Source organism: Streptomyces sp. NPDC042002 (assembly GCF_055588305.1).
In genome coordinates this window covers 59,997-84,953 of record NZ_JBVJCT010000019.1, presented here as the reverse complement: position 1 = coordinate 84,953, position 24,957 = coordinate 59,997, and the positions used below count along the sequence as shown (strand labels likewise).

At 69.3% G+C, this 24,957-nt stretch carries 20 protein-coding genes; 9 read left to right on the top strand and 11 right to left on the bottom strand.

Annotated elements, in window-relative coordinates; genetic code table 11:
* Window positions 1–791: 791 nt before the first annotated feature.
* From ACZ6KY_RS25900 to ACZ6KY_RS25890, 3 genes are read left to right on the top strand one after another with little or no spacing between them, the layout of a single operon-like run.
* The gene (locus ACZ6KY_RS25900) at window positions 792–986 is read left to right on the top strand and encodes a hypothetical protein (protein ID WP_469312674.1); all 195 of its coding nucleotides are present in this window, start codon (window positions 792–794) and stop codon (window positions 984–986) included.
* An 8-nt stretch (window positions 987–994) separates the two neighbouring features.
* Complete coding sequence (locus tag ACZ6KY_RS25895; protein WP_469312673.1) at window positions 995–1,735, top strand: GntR family transcriptional regulator; 741 nt, start codon at window positions 995–997, stop codon at window positions 1,733–1,735.
* Window positions 1,732–2,133, top strand: a complete 402-nt coding sequence (locus tag ACZ6KY_RS25890; protein WP_469312672.1) for a hypothetical protein — start codon at window positions 1,732–1,734, stop codon at window positions 2,131–2,133. The genes ACZ6KY_RS25895 and ACZ6KY_RS25890 overlap by 4 nt, the downstream gene beginning before the upstream one ends.
* Before the next feature lie 258 nt (window positions 2,134–2,391).
* Here the strand turns inward: ACZ6KY_RS25890 and ACZ6KY_RS25885 are convergent, their stop codons facing one another.
* Both ACZ6KY_RS25885 and ACZ6KY_RS25880 read right to left on the bottom strand, forming a co-directional pair.
* Complete coding sequence (locus ACZ6KY_RS25885; protein WP_469312671.1) at window positions 2,392–3,312, bottom strand: FkbM family methyltransferase; 921 nt, start codon at window positions 3,310–3,312, stop codon at window positions 2,392–2,394.
* A gap of 89 nt (window positions 3,313–3,401) precedes the next feature.
* Window positions 3,402–4,694, bottom strand: a complete 1,293-nt coding sequence (locus ACZ6KY_RS25880) for an amidohydrolase family protein (protein WP_469312670.1) — start codon at window positions 4,692–4,694, stop codon at window positions 3,402–3,404.
* A gap of 123 nt (window positions 4,695–4,817) precedes the next feature.
* On the opposite strand from ACZ6KY_RS25880, the gene ACZ6KY_RS25875 reads away from it, so the two are divergent.
* The 3 genes from ACZ6KY_RS25875 to ACZ6KY_RS25865 all read left to right on the top strand — a co-directional run bounded on the left by ACZ6KY_RS25875 (window position 4,818) and on the right by ACZ6KY_RS25865 (window position 6,953).
* A complete protein-coding gene (locus ACZ6KY_RS25875; RefSeq protein ID WP_469312669.1) occupies window positions 4,818–5,267 on the top strand; it encodes a DoxX family protein in 450 nt (149 codons plus the stop codon).
* A gap of 397 nt (window positions 5,268–5,664) precedes the next feature.
* Entirely contained in the window at window positions 5,665–6,234 is a 570-nt protein-coding gene (locus ACZ6KY_RS25870; protein WP_469312668.1) for a hypothetical protein, read from the top strand.
* A gap of 155 nt (window positions 6,235–6,389) precedes the next feature.
* Window positions 6,390–6,953 carry a hypothetical protein gene (locus ACZ6KY_RS25865; RefSeq protein ID WP_469312667.1) on the top strand — a complete coding sequence of 188 codons (564 nt, stop codon included), beginning with the start codon at window positions 6,390–6,392 and terminating at the stop codon, window positions 6,951–6,953.
* A gap of 717 nt (window positions 6,954–7,670) precedes the next feature.
* Here the strand turns inward: ACZ6KY_RS25865 and ACZ6KY_RS25860 are convergent.
* Window positions 7,671–9,665 (bottom strand): YncE family protein, encoded by a 1,995-nt coding sequence (locus ACZ6KY_RS25860; protein ID WP_469312666.1) that lies wholly within the window; start codon window positions 9,663–9,665, stop codon window positions 7,671–7,673.
* A 284-nt stretch (window positions 9,666–9,949) separates the two neighbouring features.
* A complete protein-coding gene (locus ACZ6KY_RS25855) occupies window positions 9,950–13,018 on the bottom strand; it encodes an FG-GAP-like repeat-containing protein (protein ID WP_469312665.1) in 3,069 nt (1,022 codons plus the stop codon).
* 322 nt (window positions 13,019–13,340) lie between these two features.
* On the opposite strand from ACZ6KY_RS25855, the gene ACZ6KY_RS25850 reads away from it, so the two are divergent.
* Window positions 13,341–15,308, top strand: a complete 1,968-nt coding sequence (locus ACZ6KY_RS25850; RefSeq protein ID WP_469312744.1) for an NAD-binding protein — start codon at window positions 13,341–13,343, stop codon at window positions 15,306–15,308.
* A 69-nt stretch (window positions 15,309–15,377) separates the two neighbouring features.
* Here the strand turns inward: ACZ6KY_RS25850 and ACZ6KY_RS25845 are convergent, their stop codons facing one another.
* Entirely contained in the window at window positions 15,378–17,207 is a 1,830-nt protein-coding gene (locus ACZ6KY_RS25845; RefSeq protein WP_469312664.1) for a S9 family peptidase, read from the bottom strand.
* 127 nt (window positions 17,208–17,334) lie between these two features.
* On the opposite strand from ACZ6KY_RS25845, the gene ACZ6KY_RS25840 reads away from it, so the two are divergent.
* Window positions 17,335–17,709 (top strand): nuclear transport factor 2 family protein, encoded by a 375-nt coding sequence (locus ACZ6KY_RS25840; protein ID WP_469312663.1) that lies wholly within the window; start codon window positions 17,335–17,337, stop codon window positions 17,707–17,709.
* A 49-nt stretch (window positions 17,710–17,758) separates the two neighbouring features.
* Window positions 17,759–18,607, top strand: coding sequence for an SURF1 family protein (locus ACZ6KY_RS25835; RefSeq protein WP_469312662.1), 849 nt, complete (start codon window positions 17,759–17,761; stop codon window positions 18,605–18,607).
* Window positions 18,608–18,715: 108 nt separating this feature from the next.
* Here the strand turns inward: ACZ6KY_RS25835 and ACZ6KY_RS25830 are convergent, their stop codons facing one another.
* From ACZ6KY_RS25830 to recR, 6 genes are all read right to left on the bottom strand, one after another.
* Window positions 18,716–19,852 carry a hypothetical protein gene (locus tag ACZ6KY_RS25830; protein WP_469312661.1) on the bottom strand — a complete coding sequence of 379 codons (1,137 nt, stop codon included), beginning with the start codon at window positions 19,850–19,852 and terminating at the stop codon, window positions 18,716–18,718.
* Window positions 19,849–20,475 (bottom strand): SigE family RNA polymerase sigma factor, encoded by a 627-nt coding sequence (locus tag ACZ6KY_RS25825; RefSeq protein WP_401328506.1) that lies wholly within the window; start codon window positions 20,473–20,475, stop codon window positions 19,849–19,851. Before ACZ6KY_RS25825 ends, ACZ6KY_RS25830 begins: the two co-directional genes overlap by 4 nt.
* A gap of 595 nt (window positions 20,476–21,070) precedes the next feature.
* Window positions 21,071–22,132 carry an aspartate-semialdehyde dehydrogenase gene (locus ACZ6KY_RS25820; protein WP_469312660.1) on the bottom strand — a complete coding sequence of 354 codons (1,062 nt, stop codon included), beginning with the start codon at window positions 22,130–22,132 and terminating at the stop codon, window positions 21,071–21,073.
* Window positions 22,129–23,421 carry an aspartate kinase gene (locus ACZ6KY_RS25815; RefSeq protein ID WP_351871532.1) on the bottom strand — a complete coding sequence of 431 codons (1,293 nt, stop codon included), beginning with the start codon at window positions 23,419–23,421 and terminating at the stop codon, window positions 22,129–22,131. The genes ACZ6KY_RS25820 and ACZ6KY_RS25815 overlap by 4 nt, the downstream gene beginning before the upstream one ends.
* Before the next feature lie 244 nt (window positions 23,422–23,665).
* A complete protein-coding gene (locus ACZ6KY_RS25810) occupies window positions 23,666–24,325 on the bottom strand; it encodes a DUF5063 domain-containing protein (RefSeq protein WP_355842956.1) in 660 nt (219 codons plus the stop codon).
* A complete protein-coding gene (gene recR / locus ACZ6KY_RS25805) occupies window positions 24,318–24,917 on the bottom strand; it encodes a recombination mediator RecR (RefSeq protein WP_469312659.1) in 600 nt (199 codons plus the stop codon). Before recR ends, ACZ6KY_RS25810 begins: the two co-directional genes overlap by 8 nt.
* Window positions 24,918–24,957: the final 40 nt, after the last annotated feature.

Genomic DNA, 24,957 nt, shown 5'->3' with positions numbered 1-24,957 from the left:
GCTCGACCGAAGCACGTGCACGTGAGCTCATGGCGCGCCTCTCCGCAGCTGGATTCACTCCACGCCTGCAGGACCACGCCGACCACATCGCCATAGCCGCCAAGGTTCCGAACTCGATCTCCGCCGAGCAGTGGAGAGAGCTCTACCGGCTGGTGGCAACCGCTGATCGGTGGGGGCTCGACAGCGACGAAAGCGGCTGCACGGCACGAGCCGCTTTAAGGAAATGCACCCCCGCAACGAAGTAGTCGTCCGGGGGCACGGTCCTCAGCTTGAGGGAGCTGAAAACGTGTTCAACCGTATCCGCCGCGCTACCGCTTGGACCAGAGAGCAGTACGCAACGCATCCGCTTCGCTACCGTCGCCGCCAAGCGCCGGCCGCAGTCGTCGCGCAGCCGGACCGTCGGCCCAGGACCGAGTTCATACGCCACAGGCCCGTCCGGTACGCAGATCCAAGTCTCGCCGAGGAATACGCCCTCGTCCGCCTGTACGTACTGGCTCCCGAAAAACTCACCACGCAGCACGAGCAGTTGACGTACCCCGGGGCCCCACAACTCTGCCCGAGCTACTCGATCGCGGAGGCCGTCTGATGTCTGTGCGAGCGCTTGACGCCCCGAAGCTGTACCGGTCCCTTGCCTGCCGCATCGGCACTCACGCCGCATGCACCGACGCAGAACAGAGGCCTGCCCCTGAGGGGCTGCCTGTGGTCTACGAGGTCTGCCACTGCCCGCGCCATCAATCGGCCGCGCCTCCAGCCGGAAGGGAGGCGTTGTGACTCTTCGCCCCGGTGTCCCCGTGGTCGTCCTCGAAGTCACGTCCCGGACGATCCAGCAAGCCGACGTACTCACGATCGGCGGCCAGTCCTTCAAGGTTCTGAACCTCACTGAACTCCCCGGCCAAGCGAAGCGGTTGCGCTTCGTGACCGGCGAAACCTTGACCATGCATTCCCAAACTCGCCTGTCCGTGACCCGGGCAGCCAGGAAGTGGTGACCCACCGGATGGCGACGAACCGCTACTCCCACATCGCGGACGACATCCGCCACCAGATCACCTCAGGAGTGCTCACCGCAGGCGACCGACTTCCCTCCGAAACCGAACTTTCCAGCCGGTACGAGTGCAGCCACGTCACCGTGCGCGAGGCCATCGCCGCACTCGAAAACGAGGGCATGGTCGTGCGACGACACGGCCGCGGCAACTACGTGCGCCACACCTTCGGCGAGATCACGTACTCGGCCGACACCTTCGCGTCGGGCAAGCAAGCAGCTACCAACGCCCCCGTAAAAGTCAGCGTCCGCAGCAACAAGCTGGAGGCCGACGCCGAGCTCGCGGGACGCCTTCGCGTTCCGCCTGAGACTCAGCTGACCGAGTACGTCTACCTCGGCGTCTACAGCGAGTTCCCCTGCAGCCTGGCGCGGGTCTACGTCCCGTGCGACGTCGCGACTCTCGACGTGCCTCCTGCGAGCCAATCGCCCTTGGGCGACGACATCCGGGACCGGCTCGCCGAGGCCGGAATCCACGTGGCCAGCACGGTATCCCGCGTCACCTCCCGTGTTCCTGATGCCGAGGAAGCGTGGACTCTGCGCATCGGCACAAGTACCGCCGTCCTGGCCATCGAGCGCGTATCGACGGACACCACGGGAAGGGTGGTGGAGGCCGCGCTCCTGGTGCTCCCTGGGCACAGTTCGGAGGCCGTGTTCACCGCGTCCGTCCCCGTTGGCGAACTGGAGGCAGCGGGATGACAAAGAAGCCGACGCCGGAAGAGACTCCGGTACAGGTCCCATACAACGGCACCTCATCCTTGAGGTTGCTGCCGTGGGCGAGCGCGGAGGGGAAACGGTGCTACCTGAGCCCCAGCGAATCGGGCAGTGTTCTGTCCCGTCTCGCTGACGAGGTGGAGACGGTGCAGACGTCTTCCGCCGAGTCCGTCCTTGAGGGCGCGCAGGCGGTACTCGATGACCCACGCGCTGACGTTCCTGCGCTCCGCTTCGCTCTCACACGCACTCACGAGGCACTTCGCGAGGTACTCCGGGTGGCAGAGAGCCGGGGCTACCGACTGCCAATGACCGATGAGCCCGAGGCAGACGACGAGGACGAGGAAGAAGACGGGCCGAAGCTCGACGCGGAGTCCTTCGGATAACAACGCCCCCGGCCAAGGAGAGGCCGCAGATAGCCGATCCCACACCTGCACCCACGGCCTACTGCGGTTGGTGCGCCGGCCACTGTGAGGTTTGGTGCCCGGACTGCTTGGGCTTCACCGGGTGCTTCAGGTGCCGGAAGACATGCCGCGTGCCCTGTCCCGAATGCCTCGGCGGCAACCGTCCGCCGTACTACCTCTGACATCCCCCGCCGCAAGGGCCCGACTCTCGATCCATCCGAGAGTCGGGCCCTTCTCGTGTCAAACCAACCACTCGGCGTCCACCCGTGAGAACACCAACTCGGTCTCACCCTCGATCGGCTTTCGCCAACGCTGGGGAGGTACGGGCGCTCGCATCGCCTCGGGGTAGCTCCCGGGCGCGTAGTCGTTGACGAGGCGGTACGTGTTGAAGCCGTGCTTCTGCATGCTCTCCATGAGCTCGTCAACAGAGTCGCCCAGTTGATCCATCCGATCCGGCGTGACCTCCACAGCAATCTCCACGTCCTGGCGGAGCTGATCCAGCACAGGAGCCAGCCCCTTTATGACGCTGCCTTCTGCCCCTTCAACATCGATCTTGATCACTCGGGCATTGGCGATCTCGTCCGGTTGCAGGAGCTCATGCAGGGGGAGAGCCTCGATGTCGAAGGTGGATTCCGCAGGCCCGTCCCACGGCACGATGCTGTTCGCGCCGAGGTTGTGAGAGCTGGCGAGGACGAAAGTCAGCATCTTCCGGCTGTCCGCCGCCGCTGCGTTCACCGCACGGATGTTGTCATAGCCGTTGAGTTCCGCGTGCAGCAGCACGCGACGATGAAACTCGGGGGATGCCTCGATGGCCACGATGCGGCCAGCACTGCCGACGAGCGGAGATCCCAGCATCGTCAGATACCCGATGTTCGCGCCGACGTCGACCATCACGTCACCAGGACGAAGGCGGCTCTCAACCCATCGGGTCATATGAGGCTCCCATGTCCCAAATAGGTACAAATAGCGCTGAATCAAGTCGCCTGAATCAACAAGGAATTGCGCACCGAACCGGGCCTCGACCACACGCTGACGAGGGTGATCCCGCAGGTACGGATTCAGGAGATGAGTGGCCAAGAACGCCTTGCCGAGCCCCCCCGGAGCATCGCGCACATAACGCCGCCCAAGGGTGGCAATGACCTCTGAAACGGGATTACTCATCCGGTCGCCTCTCCGAGATACGTCGCGCGAACCGTGGCGCCGAGAGGCCGGATCACCCCTCAACACCGCACCACGACCGGAGCGCTGGCTCAGCGACCGCTGACAGCCGTCCGGTCCTGGTCAAACGGCAGGTCCAGCATACGAATCGCATTGCCTCGAAGGAGCTTGTACACCACATCGTCGGGCAGGCCTGCCATGTGATCGGCTGCCACCTGCTTCGTGTGCGGCCATGTCGAGTCGACGTGCGGATAGTCTGTCTCGAAGGTCGCGTTGTTCACGCCGACAGTCTCAATGGCCTCAATGCCGTGCTTGTCCCGGAAAAAGCAGCAGAAGATCTGCCGGTAGTAGTACGACGACGGAGGCTCCGGGATCAGATCCCTGACCCCGCCCCACGCCCGGTGCTCCTCCCACACATCGTCGGCACGCTCCAGTGCGTACGGAATCCATCCCATCTGCCCTTCGCTGTACGCCAACTTGAGCCGGGGAAACTTCACCAGGACCCCGGAGAAGAGAAAGTCCATCATCGACGCCATCGCGTTGTTGAAGCTCAGCGCGGCTTGGACTGCAGGAGGGGCGTCAGGGGATGCTGCGGGCATCTGCGACGACGAGCCGATGTGCATGTTCACAACGGTTCCCGTCTCCTCGCAGGCCGCGAAGAACGGGTCCCAGTAGCCCGAGTGGATGGACGGCAGGCCAAGGTGCGTCGGGATCTCCGAGAAGGTCACCGCGCGCACTCCGCGAGCGGCATTACGCTTGATCTCTGCAACGGCGAGATCAACATCCCACAACGGGATGAGGCACAGAGGGATCAGCCGGCCTCGGCTGTCGCCACACCACTCCTCAACCATCCAGTCGTTGTACGCACGAACACAGGCGAGCGCGACCTCCTTGTCCTTGGCCTCAGAGAAGGTCTGCCCACAGAAGCGCGGGAAGGTCGGGAAGCAGAGCGAGGCCTCGACATGGTTCAGGTCCATGTCCTCCAGGCGGGCTTTCGGGTCCCAGCATCCACGGCGCATCTGCTCGCGCGTGATGCCGTCAAGCGTCATCTCGTCTCGGGAGAATCCGACGGCCGCGATGATGCGCTTGTACGGGAAGAACGAGCCCTCGTACTCCCACCAGTCGGTGGTCTGCCCCTTGGGATCGGTCTGGAACTTGTACTTGCCGCCGATGTACGCGAGCTCGCCGATACCGGCAGTGAAGGGCTTCGGCCCCTTCTCCCGGTACTTACTGGGGAGCCACGTCTCAAAGAGGTGTGCGGGCTCGATCACGTGATCATCCACGCTGATCACCCGGGGGAGATCCGTACCGCCAATATCGTTGCTGGCCAAGCGACTTACCCCCTGCTGTCTGCCGATTTCACCGGCCCATATCTGACGATCCATCAGATTCAGGGTATGGCTCGCCTTGGTAGACGGCAAGCGCCCCGCCGGAACCCGACCCTTGCGCGGTCGACGTCGATCAGCTGAACTGACGCTCCGTCAGCTTGAGTCCGGGAGGGCACACCCATGCACACGATGTGGCTCAGCGGAGCCGACTGGCTCGCCATACTCCGGATCGGCCTCGGCCTGTGGTGGCTGGAAAGCTGGCGCCACAAGGACAAGGAGGAGTGGTTCGGCGGCGGCGGGATCGCATGGGCGGCCCGCGTCGCGGACAAACACCGCTGGGCCTTCGTCCGATCAGGCTTCGACGTGGTGGTGAAGCCGCGACCGCGCCTAATGGCGTACGTCGTCGCCTACGCGGAGCTGGCCCTCGGCCTCGGACTCATCGTCGGCTCCCTCACGCCGATCGCCCTCGTCGGCGGCCTCGTGCTCAACCTGATCTATCTCGTGCTGATGATCCACGATGAGGGGGAGCAGGGGCAGAACCTGATGATGGCGTTGATCTCCGTCGTCGGACTGTTGGGCATGTGCTGGCAGACGTGGTCACTCGACAAGGCACTCGGCTTGTTCCTCTAGAACGGCACGCACCGGCCCCGTAGATGGCCCCTGGCCCTTGGCACAGCGATGGGGCAGAGTCCTGAGCAGATGAAGTTCGGACAGTGCACTGTCAGAGGGGTGATCCACGAGTGCAGATCTCGTTCCGGCTGTTCCTGTGGTTGATCGTCCTCGGAGTCGTCATCGGCCTCATGCACTGACCTGCCGTCCGGAGTCACAGGACGCTGATCACACACAACAGCGCTGAAACAGAGGGGCGTGTCACAGCGGTCACAGTGTCACGCGCCCAGTCGTGGGGCCCAAGGAAGCCTTGACAGGCCGTGACTCCCCTCTGTTTCAGCAAAATCTCTCCCCCACACGGGCCGCACTCCTAAAATCGTCCAGACCTCTTTAGGAGTGGACCGCATCGGGGGATGGCGTGGGAACCGGCGAGCAGCTCGTAACGATCGCTGCCGTGCTGTTGGGCGCGCTGACCACGCACTTGACGACGTATTTCATGGAGCGGAGTCGCAACAAGTACGTCCTCCTCACACGATGGGACGACCGTAAGTTGGATGCGTACGGCGGCTACGTCGACCGGGTGCGGGCGGCTATCTTCGCGGCCGTACAGCTCTACGAGCACAAGGAAAGCATCCGCCGCAGCGAGAAGTCTGACGCCGAGCTCCTGGAGGAGCTGCACGAGGCCGCTCGCCAGCGCGGCCGAGCCTTCGAGCGAGTCATGCTGCTTGGTGGTGACGATGTGGTGGAGGCAGCGCATCAGCTGAATGCGGCGGCCCTGCAGGTCGACTGGCAGGCAGAGGGAAAGGTTTCCGGGACCTTGGAAGAGTGGCGCGACAGAAACCGTGCCGCCTTCCGCGAGACCAACGAGTTCCATGAGTTCGCCCGAGTCGACCTGGGCGTTCAAGGCAGCGTCAAGGGCGAGCGACACCCGCAGCGAGACCTGATCTTGCCCTCCTCCCGTCGGGATGATGACAACAGCACCCCTTGATTGGCCAAGATTCAGGAAATAACAGCGCTCAACAACTGCCGCTCTTCTCTGGTCTGTTGGACCTTGGCATGTCACCCTGCCCGACGTCTCCTGCTCGCTTACAGCCAGCGGAAGGCCGGAAGCGCACCGTTGTCCTGACCGACAAGGAGATGCCGGTGAACGTGCCCGAGCAACAGGAAGAGCCCATTCGTCAGGCGGAAGCCTTCAGGGCGATCCATGCCGCACGTGCGCAGAGCGCCGCAGCCCGAGCAGCGGGACTCTGCGGCTACGTTGAGCAGCACGGTTCGAATGAGGTCACAGACGCCAGCTCGGACATAGCAGCAGCGGCCTGGAAGGCTGCTCACGCAGCTCGGGTGGCGGCGCAAGCTCTCGCCGCACTCGCCGAGAGCGAGCCTGACCCTGCTGCGGATGCCCGGTACGCACGGAACGCTGCGGCATCGGCCGCACAGGCATCGCAGATGGGGAAGCTGGTCGACGCTGACTCCGAACTCGCCGTTGTTGCTTGCCAAACCGCGCTCCGCGCATCCCTGGCGGCCGGCACTGCAGCCGGGACGAAGTGCCTCGGCGTCGACGAGGCACTGAACGCCGAGGCGGACAACGCGGAGAAAGACGCTGTCGCCGCTGCAGAACGCGCGGGATGGATCAAGCCCGGCGAGAACGCCGTTGCGGTCGAAACTGGCGTGCGAAGCGCGGAGATCATGTCGATGATGCACTTCTGACTCCGCCGCGATCTCCTCGGTAGCCAACTCAGCTACAACAAACGGTGAGGGCGAAGCACTACCGACTCGACTGCCGTCTGACCCACCGTAACGTCTGCCCCTCCGGGGAGTGAGCGGGGAGTGGATCATCAGAACCTCTCTTCTCACTACCAACGGAGACCAACGCAGGCCAACGCCCTGACCTGCACCAGAGCGAAAACAGCCAGGTCAGGGGCTTGCGCGAACTTCATTCGGGACGAAGAGGTCGTGGGTTCAAATCCCGCCACCCCGACAGTGAAGTACCAGGTCAGGGGCCTGATCCGCATTGCGGGTCGGGTCCCTGAGGGGTTTCGCGGGTCTTTTGGGGAGCCGTTCGAGAGCCGCCCGTCGGGTTACGGCTCGGACCATCCCGCAGGTGCTCTTCCCCGCCTTCGGCTTCCCGGGCGACCGCCGCCGCGCTCGCGCCGGCGACCGGGCTCGCCTGCCCCGCAGAGGCGGAAGCAGACCCGGTGCGCGGTGCGCGGTGCTTGATCCGCGACGCGTGGCCGGGTGGAGCCCCCTTGGGGGCCCGACCGTCGTCGGTCATCGTCCGGTGCCGGCGGTCCTGCGTTTCCTCGGCACGGCGAACACCCCGGGCGCGGGTCCGCTTCGCCGGCAGACCCGCGCCCGTCACGTCGGTCTTCGGTGAGAAGTACCGGCGCGCCCGTTACGTCAGGCTTCGGTGAGAAGTACCGGACGTCAGCTGGTGAAGATGAAGTACTTCCAGGTTCCGTACGTCGTCGAGTTCACGTTGTCGCCCGATGTCGTGTCGACGTAGGACGACCGGATCCGGAAGCGGACGCCCGTCGGCGGGGTGCCCGTGAGCTTGAGCGCGTCCTTGCCGTCCGCGCCGAGTACGAGGTACTCGGAGTGCGTGGTACGCCAGGCGCCCTGGTAGTAACCCTGCATCTCCACCTTGTACTTGCGGCCCGGGTACGGCGTCATCGTCGTGTCGTAGACGGGGTCCTTGGACTTGTGGAAGTAGCGGTACGTCTGGCTCCACGCCGTCTTGCTCGTGTAGTAGCCGCTGAGCGCGGTCGACACCTTGGCCTGCGCGCCGACCGTGCTGGTGGCCGTCGCGGACGCGTACCGGGTGTCGCCGGTGAACTTGGCGGTGAGCTTGGTGTCGCGGGTCAGGGAGAGAGTGACGGACAGGTTGCCGGAGGAGTCGACCGTGCCGGACTCGACCAGCTTCTCGGGCTTGTCGGCGCCGTAGGGGTTGGCGTAGATCGCGACGGTGCGGTTCTTGTACGTCGTCCCCAGGTGCGCCGTGAACTTCACCGCGCTGTTGTACGCGTACACCTTGCCGTTGTTGTCGAGCGTCACCGTGGTCGCCGTGCGGGTGACGTTCACCGTGGTCGTGGCGGTGGCGCCCGCGTGGTTCCCGTCGCCCGCGTAGCTGACCATGTACTCGACCTGGCCGCCGGCCGGCGGGGTGTCGGCGAAGGAGTACGAGCCGTCGGCGCCGACCGTCGCGGTGCCGAGCAGCTTGCCGGACGGGGACTCGGCGTCGGTGCGGCGGACGGAGACCTTGGTGCCGGACGGGAATGCGGTGTCCGACGTCAGCTTGCCCGTGACGTCGAGGGACTTGGCGCGGGTGGGGGTGGCCGGGGCCGTCGCCGTGAGGCCGGTGGCCGCCTTGGTCGGGTCGTCGAGGACGCGCAGCGAGTACACGTCCGCGTCGTTGTACGACACCGCGAACAGCTTGCTGGTGTCCGGCGCCCAGGCGAGACCGGAGGCCGCGAGGGTGTCGGAGCCGCTGCTGCCGCCGGTGTTCGGGAAGTCGTACTGCCGTACCGGCGTGGAGACGCCCGGCTCGAAGATGTGGACGTCCGGGTCGTACCAGGAGAAGGTGCCCGCGGCGACGGTGCCGTTCGGGGCGATGTCGACCGCGTTCGGGTAGGGGTCGGTGGTGTAGCTGCCGTCCTCCGACAGGTCCGAGAGCTTGAACACCTCCTGCTTGTAGGGGGCGCCGCTGGCCGTGACGACGTCCTTGCCGTCGGGAGTGACCGCGAGGTCGCTGAGGTTGCTGCTGTTGCCCGGATCGAAGGCGTACGCGGTGCGGTTCGCCGAGCCCGACGACACGTCGAACACGGCGAGTTCGACCGGGCTCTGCTCGGGGGCGCCCGCGACGATGGTGCCCGGTGCGCCGGACGAGGAGCCGAGGATCGGGGCGTAGCTCCAGGTACGGGTGGTGTCCTGGTCGAGGGCCACGACCGGGTCACCGGTGCTCAGGTCGAGCGAGCCGATGTTGCCTCTGCCGGAGCCTCCGTAGCCGAACCAGATCTTGCCGCCGGCGAGGGCCGGGTACTCGGGCCGGGTGCCGTCGCCCGTCGCGTATCGGTGGGCCTCGGTGGCGGTCGCCGTGTCGATGGCGACGATCGCGTCGGCGTCCTCGACGGCCGCGTACAGGGTGCCGGAGTCGGCGGACAGTTCCAGACCGCGGACGCCGGGCAACGAGTCGACGGTGCCGACGACCGTGCCGCTGTAGTCGGTCGCGACGACCTTTCCGCCGGTCGGGTCGCTGATGAAGACCCGCTTGTGGACGCCGTCCACGACGACGTCGCCGGTCGACTTGACCGGCAGGACGGTGCTGGAGTCGGCCAGCGCGGGCGCGGCCGAGGTGACCGCGAGCGCGGCCGAACCGAAGAGGACCGCGAGCGCCGTCGCGGCCGGAAGAGTGCGTATGCGCACGATGGTTTCGAACCCCCCGGAACGAAAAAGAGCCCCTGTTGTTGAACTGGGGATGCAACCGGAGCCTAGGTCACGCCAGTGACAGCGGAGGCGAACGGGGGGCACCAATGATCAGAGAAGCAGGGCGAGTTCGGCCATTCGCAGGCCCTGGCTCGCCGGGTAGGCGGCCCCGGCAGGGCATACGTCACGGGACGCCCCGCCTCGGGGGAGGCGGGGCGTCGTCGGTGCGGTCGCTTAGGCCGACGCGCCGGACGTGGTCACCCGGGCGCGGTGCGACAAGGGCGTCAGTACACGCCCTTGTACGCCTGCCACCCTGTGGCGATCCTCGTGCGGGGCCCCAACGACCCTGCGCCGTTACCGGAGTTGCGCCATACGTTGCCGGAGGTGTCGCGGGAGACGATGTCCGCCTTGCCGTCGCCGGTGATGTCGCCGACGCCCACGACGACGTTGTACGACGAGCCCCAGTTCACGGCGACCTTCACCCGGGACTTGAAGCCGCCGGAACCGTTGCCGTCGTACCGCCACAGGGTGTTGGACCGGTCCTGGGCCAGGAGATCACCGCGGCCGTCGCCGTTGAAGTCGCCGACGCCCACGATCTTCTTGTAGCCGGACCAGTCCGCCGCGATCCGCACCCGCGCCGACAGCGTCCCCGTGCTCGTGCCCTTGTACAGGAACAGTTCTCCCGTCGACGCCTTGCGCGCGATCAGGTCCGGCCGGCCGTCGCCCGTGATGTCCCCCGGCGAGGTCAGCACGTTGTACTGGTTCCAGCCGGTGCCCAGCGAGGTGTGCGGGGTGCCGGTCGTGAAGGCCTGCCCGCGCATGGTCCGGTACACCCGCAGTTCGCCGCTGCCGAACCGGACGAGGATGTCGTCGCGGCGGTCGCCGTTGACGTCGCCGAACGGGACCAGCGTCACGGAGGAGGGCCAGCCCGAGGCCGAGATGCTCCCGCTGAAGGCGCCCGCCCCGTTGCCGGGCCGGTAGCCGACGGCACCGGAGGACGTGACGGTCAGGGCGTCGCCGATCCCGTCGGGCGCCCAGGCACCACCGCTGGTGAAGTCGTGGCGTACGGCGGCCCCGTCGGACACCTTCACCGTCTGCGACACCGTCAGCGCCGCTCCGGAACCGTCGGCGGGCGGGGCCGTCAGCTTGAAGGTGTACATGCCGTTGGGGACGAACGCGCCCGCGGTGTCGCGTATGTTCCACCGCGTGGTCAGAGTGCCGTCCGCCTCTCCGCCGGTGAGCGTACGGACCACGGCGCCGGTGGCCTTGCTGGTGAGCGTGGCCGTCCAGGAGGCGGCGGGCTTGGAGAGCAGTCCGCGCCACTGCCACCACGGGCTGCCGGCCGCGCTGCTCTCCCCGGCGTTGTCGGTCGCCCCGGACTCGATGACGCCGAGCGCCTGGGTGGCGACGCCGGTGGGCACCAGATGGATCCGCTGGTCCGCGTCGACGTAGGCCACGGGCCCGCCGAACTTGTCCACGGTCCAGGTCACCCCTCGCAGGCCGGAAGTGCCCGCCGCGAGCGTGCCGATCGTACGGGTGGTCGCGGTGCCGTCGGCGAAGGAGGTGAGGAGGAGTGTTCCGGCGGAGGTGTCGTGCCGGACCAGGTAGCCGTCGCCGAGCAGCGCCTCGCCGGACGGGACAGGGATGTTCTTCTTCGCCGTACGGTCCCAGACGCCGGCCGCCGCGGTGGTGCCGCACGACCAGTAGATCCAGCGGCCGACGACCTGTAGTTCCTTGGGGACGCACGGGGCGCCGGTGCTCACGGTGTCCGTGGTCTTGTGGGTCTTCAGGTCCTGGGCGGTGACGACGCCCGTGGCGGAGCCCGGGGTCCACAGCTTGGTTCCCCAGACGGAGGCGGCCGTGACGGAGCGGGTGACGACGGGCCGCAGGTCGGTGTAGACGCCGAGGTCGCCGACGTACTGCTTGGCTGGGGAGGAGCCGTTGACGATCGCGTACCGGCCGGTGACGTCCAGGACGGTCCCGGAGGCCGAGGGCAGATAGAAGAAGCCTGCCTCGTCGGTCTTGTCGACGGACTGGACGAACGAACCGACAGGGTCGGAGTCGGCGGTGAACGTCACCGCGCGGCCGTCGCCGGTGGCGTACGGGCCCACCGGCCTTCCGTCCCACCCCTGCCAGGTCCGGGCGCCCGGCGTCCCGTCGGCGGAGATCCTCTGGGTGTACAAGGCGCCCATGAAGCTGCTGTCGGCCTCCTGGGTGGCCAGGGTGCCGTTCTGCAGCGACAGCCGCTCGATCCTTGCGGCCGTCGGCGGGACGGCGGTCACCTCGGTCAGCGTCGGCGTGGCCGCGCCCGTGTCGGTGACCTCGCGCACCGCCCAGTGCGCGGAGTCGGCGCCGCCCACGGTCAGCACTCCGCCGTCCGGCGCGGCGGTGACCGAGGTGTTCGCGTGCCGGAGCAGGGTGAGCGCGTCACCGCCCGCGAGAGGGACGGCCATCAGAGGCTCGCCGGACTCATCCACCGAGTTGTAGGGGTCCGACGGTACGGAACGGGCGACCACGAGCCAGCGGCCGGCGATCCCCAGGTACGGGGTGCCCTCGGTGCCGGGCACCGTCACCGTCGTCTCGGGGGCGGAGAGGTCGGCACGGTCCAGGACGTGCGCCGTGCTGCCGTACGCGTACCAGACCAGCCGGTCGCCGCTCAGCGCGACGGCCGTCGGAGCGGAGGACACCGTCACGTCGCCGGTGACCTTCGCGGCGGCCAGGTCCACCAGCGCCAGATGACGCGTGCTCCCCAGTGCGTAGCTGATGACGGCGGTGCCGCTGTCGCCGCCCAGGACGGTGAAGTTGGTGGTGATTCCGGCCGGCCATCCGTCGACGAGGGTGCCCTCGGCGGGCGCGCCGTCGCCGAACAGCCACAGCGTGCGGTCGCCGTCGACGGTCCGGGCCTGCGTCAGCACATGGGCGCCGTACGTCGCCCAGTACGTGCCGTGGGTGAGGAGGACGTCCGTGGCGGTACCGGCGGCCATGTCCCTGAGGACGACCTTCGCGGTGGACGAGACGACGTCGGTCACGATGTCGGACGACGATCCGAGGTACGCGGGGATTTCGAGCCGGGAGAGGTTGCCCAGTCCGGTGGTCGTACCGGTGGCGTACGACGTCCACCGATAGCCGGAACTCCCCTCCTGGGCGTGCAGGTAGCCACTGGGGCCGGCGGAGTAGATCCGGTCACGGCGGGGGACGTACCGATCCGACTGGAAGACCTTCTCCCCCGCGAGGGCGGTGCTCCCGGCATCGGTGACCGCGCCGGCCGGGACGGAGAACGGGCCGGGACCAGCGGTCACGGCGAGGACCGCCAACGCGGCGGCGACGCCACGGACGGTGGTACGACGGGGCAACGCGGCCTCCGAAGGCAAGAAAGGGGCGTGGCGGGGCGGCGGCGGCCGATCAGGCACGTGCCAGCGGCGCCTCAAGAGTGCCCCAGTCCTCAACTGCCCCTGGTACAAGGCGACATGAGAGTAACAACTCCAGACGCATCAGGGGTACCGAAGATCACCTGCGGATCGAGGGAGGAGTTGGTGGAGCGGTCTCGCTGAAGTGGCTGGGCCAGAGGCCCGGTTAACCGGGTTCCGCACTGGAACCACCGGTACCCGTGCGGCAGTCTTCTTCCTCGTGGGGAATCTTCCGTCTCAGACTGTGTCGAGTGACGCCGCCGAGTACATGGTGGTGGCCGGGGACGACGCCCTGGCCCATCGGCTGGCCGCCGAGCTGCGCGGGGTGTACGGCGAGCGGGTGACCCTCGTGGTACCGCCCCCTCAGGGGGGTGTACGGCCGCCGGTCGTCGGGCGGGCGCGGGCCACGGCCCTGTTCGACCGGGTGTCCGCGGCGGTGAACCGGGCCTCCGGGAACGGGGGCGGCCCCGGAGAGTCAGGGGGTGGCCGGACCGATGAGACTCCCGGTTCCGAGCGGCTGGTGGAGGCCACCGAGCTCACCGAGGGCGCGCTCGCCTACGCGGGTGTCGAACGGGCCGCCGCGCTCGCGCTCGTGTACGACGACGACGAGACCAACATCCGTGCCGCGCTCACCGCGCGGCGGCTCAACCCGCGGATCCGGCTGGTCCTGCGGCTCTACAACCGGCGTCTCGGGCAGCACATCGAGGCCCTCCTCGACCAGGCCTCGGCACTGGCCGCCGCCGCTGCCGACAGCGCGCTCAGTGCCGGGGGCGGCGCCTCGGGACCGGACGCCACCCGGGCGGGCGGAAACGTCGAGGCCTACGACGCCTCCACCACCGTGCTGTCCGACGCCGACACGGCCGCGCCCGCGCTGGCCGCCACCGCCGTGGCCGGTACCAGCAAGGTCGTCCAGACCGACGGGCTGATGCTGCGCGCGGTGGAGCGGCCGCCGCCCGGTCCGGGTGAGGTCGCCGATCCGGGGCTCTGCACACTGGCGTTGCTGTCCGCCACGACCAACGACCCGGCGGGCGCCGACGGTTCGGAGTCCAGCGGCGCGCAGGGACCTCAACTCCTGCCCGACGAAAGGGCGGTGGCCGCCGCGACCGGACGCGGCACGGTCGTCCTGGAGAACGTGTCGTACTCCGGTCCCGAACTGAACGCGGGGCGGGGCGTCGTCCCGTGGTTCGGCTCCCTGCTGTCCCGGCGGCTGCGCTGGTCGTTCGCGGGGCTCGTCGGGTGCGTGATCGGGCTCGCCGTGGCGTCGGTGCTGGTCACCGGGGAACCTGCGCTCCAGGCGACGTATCTGACGCTGCTCGATCTCTTCGCCATCAACAATCCGGCCATCGGCGAGCCGCTCGGCCGCCAGATCCTCCAACTCTGCTCCGGGATGGTCGGGTTGCTGCTGCTGCCGGTGCTGCTGGCCGCCGTACTGGAGGCGCTCGGCACCTTCCGCGGCGGAACCGCGCTGCGCAAGCCGCCGCGCGGGCTGTCCGGGCACGTGGTGCTGCTCGGGGTCGGCAAGATCGGCACAAGGGTGCTGGCGCGGCTGCGGGAGCTGCGCATCCCCGTCGTGTGTATCGAGGCCGATCCCGAGGCGCGGGGGCTCGCGCTGGCACGGAGGCTGCGGGTGCCCGTGGTGCTGGGGGACGTGACGCAGGAAGGTGTGCTGGAGGCCGCCAAGATTCATCGGGCGCACGCGCTGCTGGCGTTGACCAGCGCGGACACGATGAACCTGGAGGCCGTGCTCTACGCCCGGACCCTGCGGCCCGATCTGCGGGTCGTCCTGCGGCTGTACGACGACGACTTCGCGACCGCCGTGTACCGCACCCTGCGGGCCGCGCATCCTGACGCGCTGACCCGGAGCCGCAGCGTGTCCCATCTGGCCGCGCCCGCGTTCGCGGGGGCGATGATGGGGCGGCAGATCCTCGGGGCGATTCCCGTCGAGCGGCGGGTACTGCTGTTCGCCGCGGTGGACGTGGGCGGGCATCCCCAGTTGGAGGGGCGCACCGTGGGGGAGGCGTTCCGTGCGGGGGCGTGGCGGGTGCTCGCCCTGGACAAGGCGACGCCCGAAGAACGCCGGGCGGCCCCGGCGTCCGCCGCGTGCGGTCCCCGGCTGGTGTGGGACCTGCCCTCCGCCTACGTCCTGCGGTCCGAGGACCGCGTGGTGCTCGCCGCGACACGGCGGGGGCTCGCGGAGCTGCTCGGCCGGCGGCCCCGGCCGCGGGCCGGAACCTAGCCGGCCCCCCGGAGGGGTCTGGCGGAAGGGGCCGGCCGGAGGACCGACCCCTCCGCCGGGGTTCCGGGGCTACTTCCCCAGGTGCCGCTCCGCGAAGTCCAGTTCCAGGCGGACCTGCTTGATGCGTTCGTCGACGACCAGGGAGCCGTGGCCCGCGTCGTAGCGGTAGACCTCGTGGACGGCTTCGCGGGCGGCGAGGCGGGTGACGTAGTTGTCGATCTGGCGGATGGGGCAGCGGGGGTCGTTCACACCGGCCGAGATGTAGACGGGGACCTTGACCGCGTCGACATAGGTCAGCGGGGAGGACGCCTCGAAGCGCTCGGGGACCTCCTCCGGGGTGCCTCCGAGGAGCGTGCGGTCCATGGCCTTCAGCGCCTCCATCTCGTCGTCGTACGCCGCGACGTAGTCGGCGACCGGGACGGCGGCGATGCCGAGGGCCCACGCGTCGGGCTGGGTGCCGACGCCGAGGAGGGTGAGGTAGCCGCCCCAGGAACCGCCGGTGAGGATCAGCCGGCCGGGGTCGGCCAGGCCGGACGTCACCGCCCACTCGCGGACCGCCGCGATGTCCTCCAGCTCGATGAGACCGACGCGGTGCTTGAGCGCGTCGGTCCACGCGCGGCCGTAGCCCGTGGAACCGCGGTAGTTGACCCGGACCACCGCGTAGCCGTGGTCGACCCAGGCCGCCGGGCCCGCCGCGAACGAGTCGCTGTCGTGCCAGGTCGGGCCGCCGTGGATCTCGAACACGGTGGGCAGCGGGCCGGTGGTGCCCGCCGGCCTCTGGACCAGGGCGTGGATACGGCCGCCGGGTCCCTCGACCCAGACGTCCTCCACGGGGACCGATCCCGGGGACTTCTGGCCGGGCGGGTCCAGGACGATCTCGCCGGTCGTCGAACGGACGGCCGACGGCTCGGCCGCCGACGACCACAGGTACTCCACCGTCCCGTCCGGGCGGGCCGTCGCCCCGGAGACCGTGCCCGGCGGGGTCGCGACCCGGGTCAGCTCGCCGGAGGCGAGGTCGTAGCGCCACAGGTCGCTGCGCGCCTCGAAGCTGTGGGCGACGAGGAGGGCCGAGCCGTCCGGATACCACTCGGCGGCCACGTCACCGGGGAGGTCGAGGCCCAGGTCGGTCTGCTCGCCGGTCGTCACCTCCCACACGAGGGGTTCCCAGCGTCCGCGCCGCTGATGCCCGATGAGCAGCCGGGTGTCCCCGTCGACGGGGGCGAAGCCCAGCACCTCGAGGCCCAGCTCGACGGTGCCGCCCTCGGTGTCGTCGAGCTCGGCGACCGCCGAACCGTCCGGGCGCAGCACCTTGAGCGCCGAGTGCATCGCGTCGCCGTGCTCGGTGTGCTCGACGGCGATCAGCGAGCCGTCGTGCGAGAGGTCGCCGACCCCGGCCGACTCGCGGTGCCGGTAGATCTCCACCGGTGCCTCACCGGCGCGGGCCAGGTGGATCGTCGATCCGTCGTCGTCCGTCGAGCGGCCCACCACGGACGTACGCCCGTCGCGGCCGATGGCCAGGCCCGCCGGGTAGGAGGGTTCGAGGCCGGGGACGGCCGGCTCGTCGACTCCTCCCTCGACCAGTGGGGCGTCGAACGGCCGGCGCCGCCAGATGCCGAACTCGTCGCCGTCCTTGTCGTCGAACCACCAGATCCACTCGCCGTCGGGCGCGAGCACCCCGTCCGTCGTGCCGTTCGCCCGGTGGGTGGCCTGGCGCTGCTCCCCCGTCGCGCGGTCCCACGCGTACAGCTCGTACGTCCCTGTCGCGTTCGAGACGAACAGGGAGCGGTGCGGGGCGTCCTCCGCCCAGTCCGGCAGCGACACCCTCGGTGCGCGGAAGCGCTTCTCCCAGTCGGGCATGTCTGCCTGCTGCGGCTCGGTGGACCTGGTGCTCTCAGTCATGGCCCCATAGTGCCTGGCGCACCCCGCCTCGCGCCGACGAGGCCCCCGGCCTGTGGACAACCTCGCGGCCGTGGGGCGTGTGTGCGGGTCAGGGCCGTTGTCAGTGGCGGGGTGCAGACTTTTTCGCATGACCGATCTGCGCAAGACCGTCGAGAGTTACTGGGCCGCCGCGGACGCCCGGGAGTGGGGAGCGTTCGCGGACCTGCTCGCCGAGGACGTCGTCTACACCCTGCCGCAGACGCGGGAGCGCGTCAGCGGCAGGAAGCGGTACGTCGAGTTCAACCGCGAGTATCCGGGCGACTGGCACGTCCGGATCGAGCGCGTCATGGTCGAGCCCGGTCAGGCCGTCACCTGGACCCACTTCACGGTGGGCCTGGAGGAGATGCACGCGATCACGTTCTTCACGGCGGACGAGGAGGGCCGGATCGCCACGGTGACCGACTTCTGGCCCGAGCCGTACGAGCCTCCGGCGGGCCGGGAGCATCTGGCCGAGCGGTACTGAGCGGGCCCCACGGCCGAGTCCGGCTCGGCCGCCCCGTACCGTGGAAGGCGTGTACCGCTTCCTGCTGACGCCCCGCTGGTGGGGGATCAACGTCTTCGTGCTGTTGGCCATCCCCTTCTGCGTCTTCATGGGGTCGTGGCAGTTGGGGCGGTTCGAGGACCGGGTGCAGGAGCACCGGACGGCGGACGCGGCGGCCTCGACGGCTAAGACGGAGCCCGCCCGGCCGCTGGCCGAGATGCTGCCCGTGACCACGGAGACGTCCGGCAAGCAGACCACCGCGAAGGGCCGGTACGGCAAGCAGCTTCTCGTGCCCGGCCGGGAACTGGGCGGCAGGAGCGGGTACTACGTGCTGACGCTCCTGCGGGTCGACGGCGGCAAGGCGCTGCCCGTCGTGCGGGGCTGGCTGCCCGGTGCCGCCGACCCGGCGAAGGCCCCGGCCGTGCCCGGCGGCGAGGTCACCGTCACGGGCGCGCTCCAGGCGTCCGAGAGTCCCGGGTCGAACGGTGTCAGCACGGCCGGAGGGCTTCCCGCGGGGCAGACCGCGGCGATCAGCTCCGCCTCGCTGGTGAACCTCGTGCCGTACACCCCGTACGACGCGTGGATCACGCTCGACAGGGCCGACGCCGGGATGAAGGCGGTGCCTCCGACCGCGCCGGACAACACGGGCCTGGACCTCAAGGCGTTCCAGAACCTCGGCTACACCGGCGAGTGGTTCGTCTTCGCGGGCTTCGTCGTCTTCATGTGGTTCCGTCTGCTGCGCCGCGAGGTGGAGTTCGTCCGCGACACCGAACTGGGGCTCATCCCTGACGCCCCGGACGCCGTTGACGCCCCGGGGAAGAAGTCCGAGGACGCCGACACCGGCACCACCACCGCGGCGACTCCGTCCGCCACGGCCTGACAGGCCGGCGCGCGGCGGCCGGGGCGAACCCCGAACCGCGCACCGCACACCCGTCAGTCTTCACGACTCACACGCACCCGTCAGCACGACGCTTCGCGTGCCCGTCAGTCAGGACGACGCCAGGATCCCCGTGTGGTAGACCGTGCCCGCGCAGGCGTTGGGCACCGTGACCGATGCCATCGCGCCGCCCGTCTCCGCCGTGCTGGAGACGATGACGCTGCCGTCCTGCACGCCGTCCTCGACGAAGAGCTGGGGCGAGGTGCCGCTGACCGCCGCGTCGGTGGTGGTGCCGCCGGTGTCGGTGGCGCCCTGCGTCGGGGTCGGGTCCGGTGAGGGCTCCGCCGCGGTCGGACACGTCGCCGAGGGGACCCAGGCGAACTTCACCACGTACGAGGTGCCCGGCTGGAGCACCAGGGAGGTGACCTCCGTGGAGGGGTCGGGCAGCCCGGTGGCCGCGTCGCCCGCCACATGCGTCGCCGCTCCGACCTTGGTGGCGTCCGCCGCGCCCTGGGCGAGCGTGTCGACGGTGCCCGCGCCGGTGACCGTACAGGCGGTGGCGGAGACGTTCGAGACGGTGAACGAGCCGTAGACCGCGCCGGTGGAGTCCGGGCCGGCGGCGGTGCCGGAGGCTCCGCCGAGCTGGTCCGCCGTACACGGGGTGGCGGCCGAGGCGGAGGCCGAGGGATCGGCACCGCCCGTGGCGGCCCCGGCCGCGCCCTTGTCCTTGTCGCCCGGTGTCTGCGTCCTGCCGCCGGTGCCGTTGCCCTTGGACGTGCCGGCGGAGCCGCCCGCGTCCTTCCCGGCGCCGCCGTCCGAGCCCTTGCCCTGGCTCGCGCCGCCCTGGGCCTGTGAGCTGTTGGCCGCGATGGACGGGTCGGCGTTCGACCCGGAGGAGTTCGAGACGTGGACGAAGGCCGGGATCGCCGTGCCGATGAAGAGCGCCGCCGCCGCCATGCCGACCACGGCCTGGCGCTTCCTGGCCCGTCGGGCCGGTACCGCGCGGCGCAGATGGTCCAGGGTGCCGTCGGTGGGTTCGATCTCCTGGACGGCCTGGTGCAGCAGCCGACGCAGTGCCAGCTCGTCGGAGCCGAGCAGCCCTTCGGGTCCCAGTCCGTCCGTGCCCGGTGTGCCGGGCTGTTCGTCGGGGCCGTGGTTCACAGTTCCGTTCCCAGCGTGCGATTGCTTGTGCTCGTGTTCCGGGCGCCCCTCGTCCTCGGGGCGCCACCGGTCGTCGTACCCGCTCATGCCGAAGCCCCCATGGCGACGCGGAGCGCGGCGATGCCCCGCGAGCCGTACGCCTTCACCGAACCCAGGGAGACACCGAGCGTCTCGGCGACCTGGGCCTCGGTCATGTCCGCGAAGTAGCGCAGGACCAGGACCTCGCGCTGGCGGCGCTGGAGTCCCTTCATCGCCTTGATCAGCGCGTCGCGCTCCAACTGGTCGTACGCGCCTTCCTCGGCGCTCGCCATGTCGGGCATCGGCTTCGAGAGGAGCTTGAGGCCGAGGATGCGCCGGCGCAGGGCCGAGCGCGAGAGGTTGACGACGGTCTGACGCAGATAGGCGAGCGTCTTCTCGGGGTCCCGGACGCGCTTGCGCGCCGAGTGCACCCGGATGAACGCCTCCTGGACGACGTCCTCGCAGGAGGCCGTGTCGTCGAGCAGGAGCGCCGCGAGACCGAGGAGCGACCGGTAGTGCGCCCGGTAGGTCTCGGTGAGATGGTCGACGGTGGTACCCGCCGCCAGGCTGTCCTCCGCGCCGTCGCGCTGATTCGGGATGCGGGCCGGCCGCGCTGCGGGCATGGGCGCGATCACCGGCATGCCGCCGGGCGCGCCGGGGCTGCGGAGTCGGCGGGGTGGACGCAGGGCCATGCCCCTTGTCTGTACCGCGGTGAATTCGAGTACCTCTGCCACGCCAGTTGGACACACATCCCCCCGGCAGGGTTGTACGCGACAGGCATCACATTCGCGCCGGGCGTCACATCGGCCGGAACCCCGTCCACCGGAACGCCCCCTCGACCCCCCGCCGTTACGCCGTACAGCGCGCGCGACAGTGCACTAGATGCCCTCATGCGTAACAGCTCTTCTCCTATGCCCAATGCTCTGCCGCCCCCCGGACGCCCCTGAATGGCGACCGCAAAGACGCTCCCCGTCCGCTGCGCGGTTGCGCGGGACGGGGAGCAAAATCTTCGAACGCCGACACGGGTACGTTCAAGTGGTCCGGACCATTAAGTTGATCACTGAACCGAGAGAGATCCTACAAACCCACCGCCCGCGTAGCACCGGGATTACGGCCCGTGCTCGCCGGGACCGCAGAACCCGCGGAGCCGACGCCCATCCGGACGGCCGGACCCACCGGGTCGAGCCCCGTCCGGACGGGTCGGACCGGCGCACCCTGGACCCGGGCGGACAGGGCCCGGGCGGACAGCGGGACCCGCGCCGCCGAAACCCGGGCGGAGAACCGGACCTACGCCGTCGCGGCGATCTCCGCCGCCACCAGCTCCGCGATCTGGGCGGTGTTCAGGGCGGCGCCCTTGCGCAGGTTGTCCCCGCACACGAACAGTTCGAGGGCCGTCGCGTCGTCCAGCGCCCGGCGGACCCGGCCCACCCAGGTCGGGTCGGTGCCCACCACGTCCGCGGGCGTGGGGAACTCCCCGGCGGCCGGGTTGTCGAAGAGCACGACCCCGGGCGCGGTGGCCAGGATCTCCCGGGCCTTGTCGACGGTCACCTCGTCCTGGAAGCGGGCGTGCACGGTCAGCGAGTGCGTGGTCACGACGGGGACGCGGACGCAGGTCACGGCGACCTTCAGACGGGGCAGCCCGAGGATCTTGCGGGTCTCGTCGCGTACCTTCATCTCCTCCGAGGACCAGCCGTCCTCGACGAGCGACCCGGCCCACGGCACCACGTTCAGGGCGACCGGCTCGGGGAAGGGGCCCGTGTCGTCGCCCACCGCGCGGCGCAGGTCACCGGGACTGTTCCCCAGTTCCGTACCCGCGACGAGGGACATCTGCCGGCGCAGGGTGTCGACGCCCGCGCGGCCCGCGCCGCTGACCGCCTGGTAGGACGAGACGACGAGTTCGCGCAGCCCGAACTCCGCGTGCAGGGCGCCGAGCGCCACGATCATGGACAGCGTCGTGCAGTTCGGGTTGGAGACGATCCCGCGGGGGCGCACGCGCGCGGCGTGCGGATTGACCTCGGGGACGACGAGGGGCACTTCCGGGTCCATCCGGAAGGCGCCGGAGTTGTCGACGACGACCGCGCCCTTGGCGGCGGCGATCGGCGCCCACTGGGCGGCCACCTCGTCAGGAACGTCGAACATGGCGATGTCGACCCCGTCGAAGGCCTCCTCCGACAGGGCCACCACCTCGACCTCGACACCGCGCACGGACAGCTTGCGGCCGGCCGAGCGCGGAGAGGCGATCAGACGGATCTCGCCCCAGATGTCGGCGTGCTGGGACAGGATCTGGAGCATGACCGTGCCGACGGCCCCGGTCGCTCCCACGACCGCGAGCGTCGGTCGTCCGGTCATCGCCCGGTGCCTCCGTAGACAACGGCTTCGTCGCTGTCGGAGTCGAGTCCGAAGGCGCTGTGCACGGCGCGTACCGCCTCGTTGACGTCGTCGGCGCGGGTGACCACGGAGATACGGATCTCGGAGGTCGAGATCAGCTCGATGTTGACCCCGGCGTCGGTGAGCGCCTCGAAGAAGCCGGCCGTGACACCCGGGTTCGTCTTCATGCCGGCGCCGACGAGCGAGATCTTGCCGATCTGGTCGTCGTACCGCAGCGACTCGAAGCCGATCACGCCCTTCGCCTTCTCCAGGGCGTCGATGGCCTTGCGGCCCTCGGTCTTCGGGAGGGTGAAGGAGATGTCCGTCAGGCCCGTCGTGGCCGCCGACACGTTCTGCACGATCATGTCGATGTTGATCTCGGCATTGGCGATGGCGCGGAAGATCGCGGCGGCCTCGCCCGGCTTGTCCGGGACACCGACGACCGTGACCTTGGCCTCGGAGGTGTCGTGAGCGACACCGGAAATGATGGCCTGCTCCACCTTCTGGTCCCCTTGCTGCTGTGTCTTTCGAACGAGTGGCGCGCTGCTGACCCAGGTGCCCTGAAGTCCGCTGAAGGACGAGCGCACATGGATCGGGATGTCGTAACGGCGGGCGTATTCCACACAGCGGTGGAGCAGCACCTTGGAGCCGGAGGCGGCGAGCTCCAGCATGTCCTCGAAGGCGATCCAGTCGATCTTCTTCGCCTTCTTCACCACGCGCGGGTCGGCGGTGAACACGCCGTCCACGTCGGTGTAGATCTCGCACACCTCGGCGTCGAGCGCCGCGGCCAGCGCGACGGCCGTGGTGTCGGACCCGCCGCGCCCCAGCGTGGTGATGTCCTTCTTGTCCTGCGAGACACCCTGGAACCCGGCGACGATGGCGATGTTGCCCTCGTCGAGCGCCGTACGGATACGGCCCGGGGTGACGTCGATGATCCGCGCTTTGTTGTGGACCGAGTCGGTGATGACGCCTGCCTGGCTGCCGGTGAAGCTCTGGGCGCTGTGGCCCAGGTTCTTGATCGCCATCGCCAGCAGGGCCATGGAGATCCGCTCGCCGGCGGTCAGCAGCATGTCGAACTCTCGACCGCTGGGCATCGGAGACACCTGCTCGGCGAGATCGATCAGCTCGTCCGTCGTGTCGCCCATCGCGGAAACGACCACGACCACCTGGTGGCCGTTCTTCTTCGCTTCCACGATCCGCTTGGCGACGCGCTTGATGCCCTCGGCATCGGCTACGGAGGAACCTCCGTACTTCTGCACGACAAGGCCCACGTGCGCTCCTCGCTCAGTCCGTCTCTGCACCGCAATACTGCGGTCGGCTCAGTCTAACGAGCGGCCGGATTTCCCTTCCGGGGTATCGCATCGTGAGATGTCCCGCTCACGACGTGATCACTCCGGGCTGTCAGGTCCAAGGGACATCCGGCCGCTCCGAGACGGCACCTGCCCGTGCCGGAGCCCCGCCACTCGGAAAGTGCCCCGAGTCACACCGGAGCAGGGACGGCCGGAGCGCGGGCGGCTACTTGACCGTGCGCAGGCCGAGCGGCCCCGCGATCTCCTCCGCCATCACCTTGCCGGCCTCCTCGGCGAGTGCCTCCTCGCCGATCTCCTGGTCGGTGTCGAGGCCGTCGAGCTCCTCCAGGGGCTGGTTCAGCCGGACATGGGCCACCACGGACTGCAGGGCGCGCAGGGTCGCGGAGGCGGTGGAGCCCCAGTTGGAGAAGTAGGAGAACTGCCACCACCACAGGGCTTCTGTGGTGCGGCCCGCGCGGTAGTGGGCCATGCCGTGGCGCAGGTCGGCCATGACGTCGGCCAGGTCGTCGGAGATACGGGCCGGGACGGGGGCCTTGCGCGGCTCGTAGGGGTCGAAGACCTCGGAGTAGACGTCGATCGGCTCCAGCATCACGGCAAGACGCTCGCGGAGTTCGTCCACATCCCCCTCCGGGCCGAGGTCCGGCTCGTAGCGCTCGTCGGGGACGATGTCCTCGTGCGCGCCGAGACGGCCGCCGGCCAGGAGGAGTTGGGAGACCTCCAGGAGGAGGAAGGGCACGGCCGAGTCCGGCTCGTCGCCCTTGGCCACCTCGGTGACGGCGACCAGGAAGCTCTCCACCTGGTCCGCGATCTGGACCACGAAGTCGTCGGGGTCCGGGCTGGTCTCGTGCAGCGTGGCGTCAGACATCTAGAAGTCGTCTCCCCTCGAAGGCGCGGCCGAGCGTGACCTCGTCCGCGTATTCCAGGTCGCCACCCACCGGGAGGCCGCTGGCCAGGCGGGTGACCTTGAGGCCCATGGGCTTGATCATGCGGGCGAGATACGTGGCCGTGGCCTCGCCCTCCAGGTTCGGGTCCGTGGCCAGGATGAGCTCGGTGACCGCGCCGTCGGCGAGGCGGGCCAGGAGTTCCCTTATCCGCAGGTCGTCCGGGCCGACGCCCTCGATCGGGCTGATCGCGCCGCCGAGCACGTGGTACCTGCCCCGGAACTCACGCGTGCGCTCGACCGCGACGACGTCCTTGGGCTCCTCCACCACACAGATCACCGAGAGGTCGCGGCGCGGGTCGCGGCAGATGTTGCACAACTCCTCCTGCGCCACGTTGCCGCAGGTCGCGCAGAAGCGGACCTTCTCCTTGACCTCCAGGAGGGTCTGCGCGAGCCGGCGGACGTCCGCCGGCTCCGCCTGGAGGATGTGGAAGGCGATCCGCTGCGCGCTCTTGGGACCGACGCCGGGGAGCCGCCCCAGTTCGTCGATGAGGTCCTGAACTACGCCTTCGTACAACGGACTGCCTTTCCGAGTGTTCTGGTACCGCCTGGTTCCG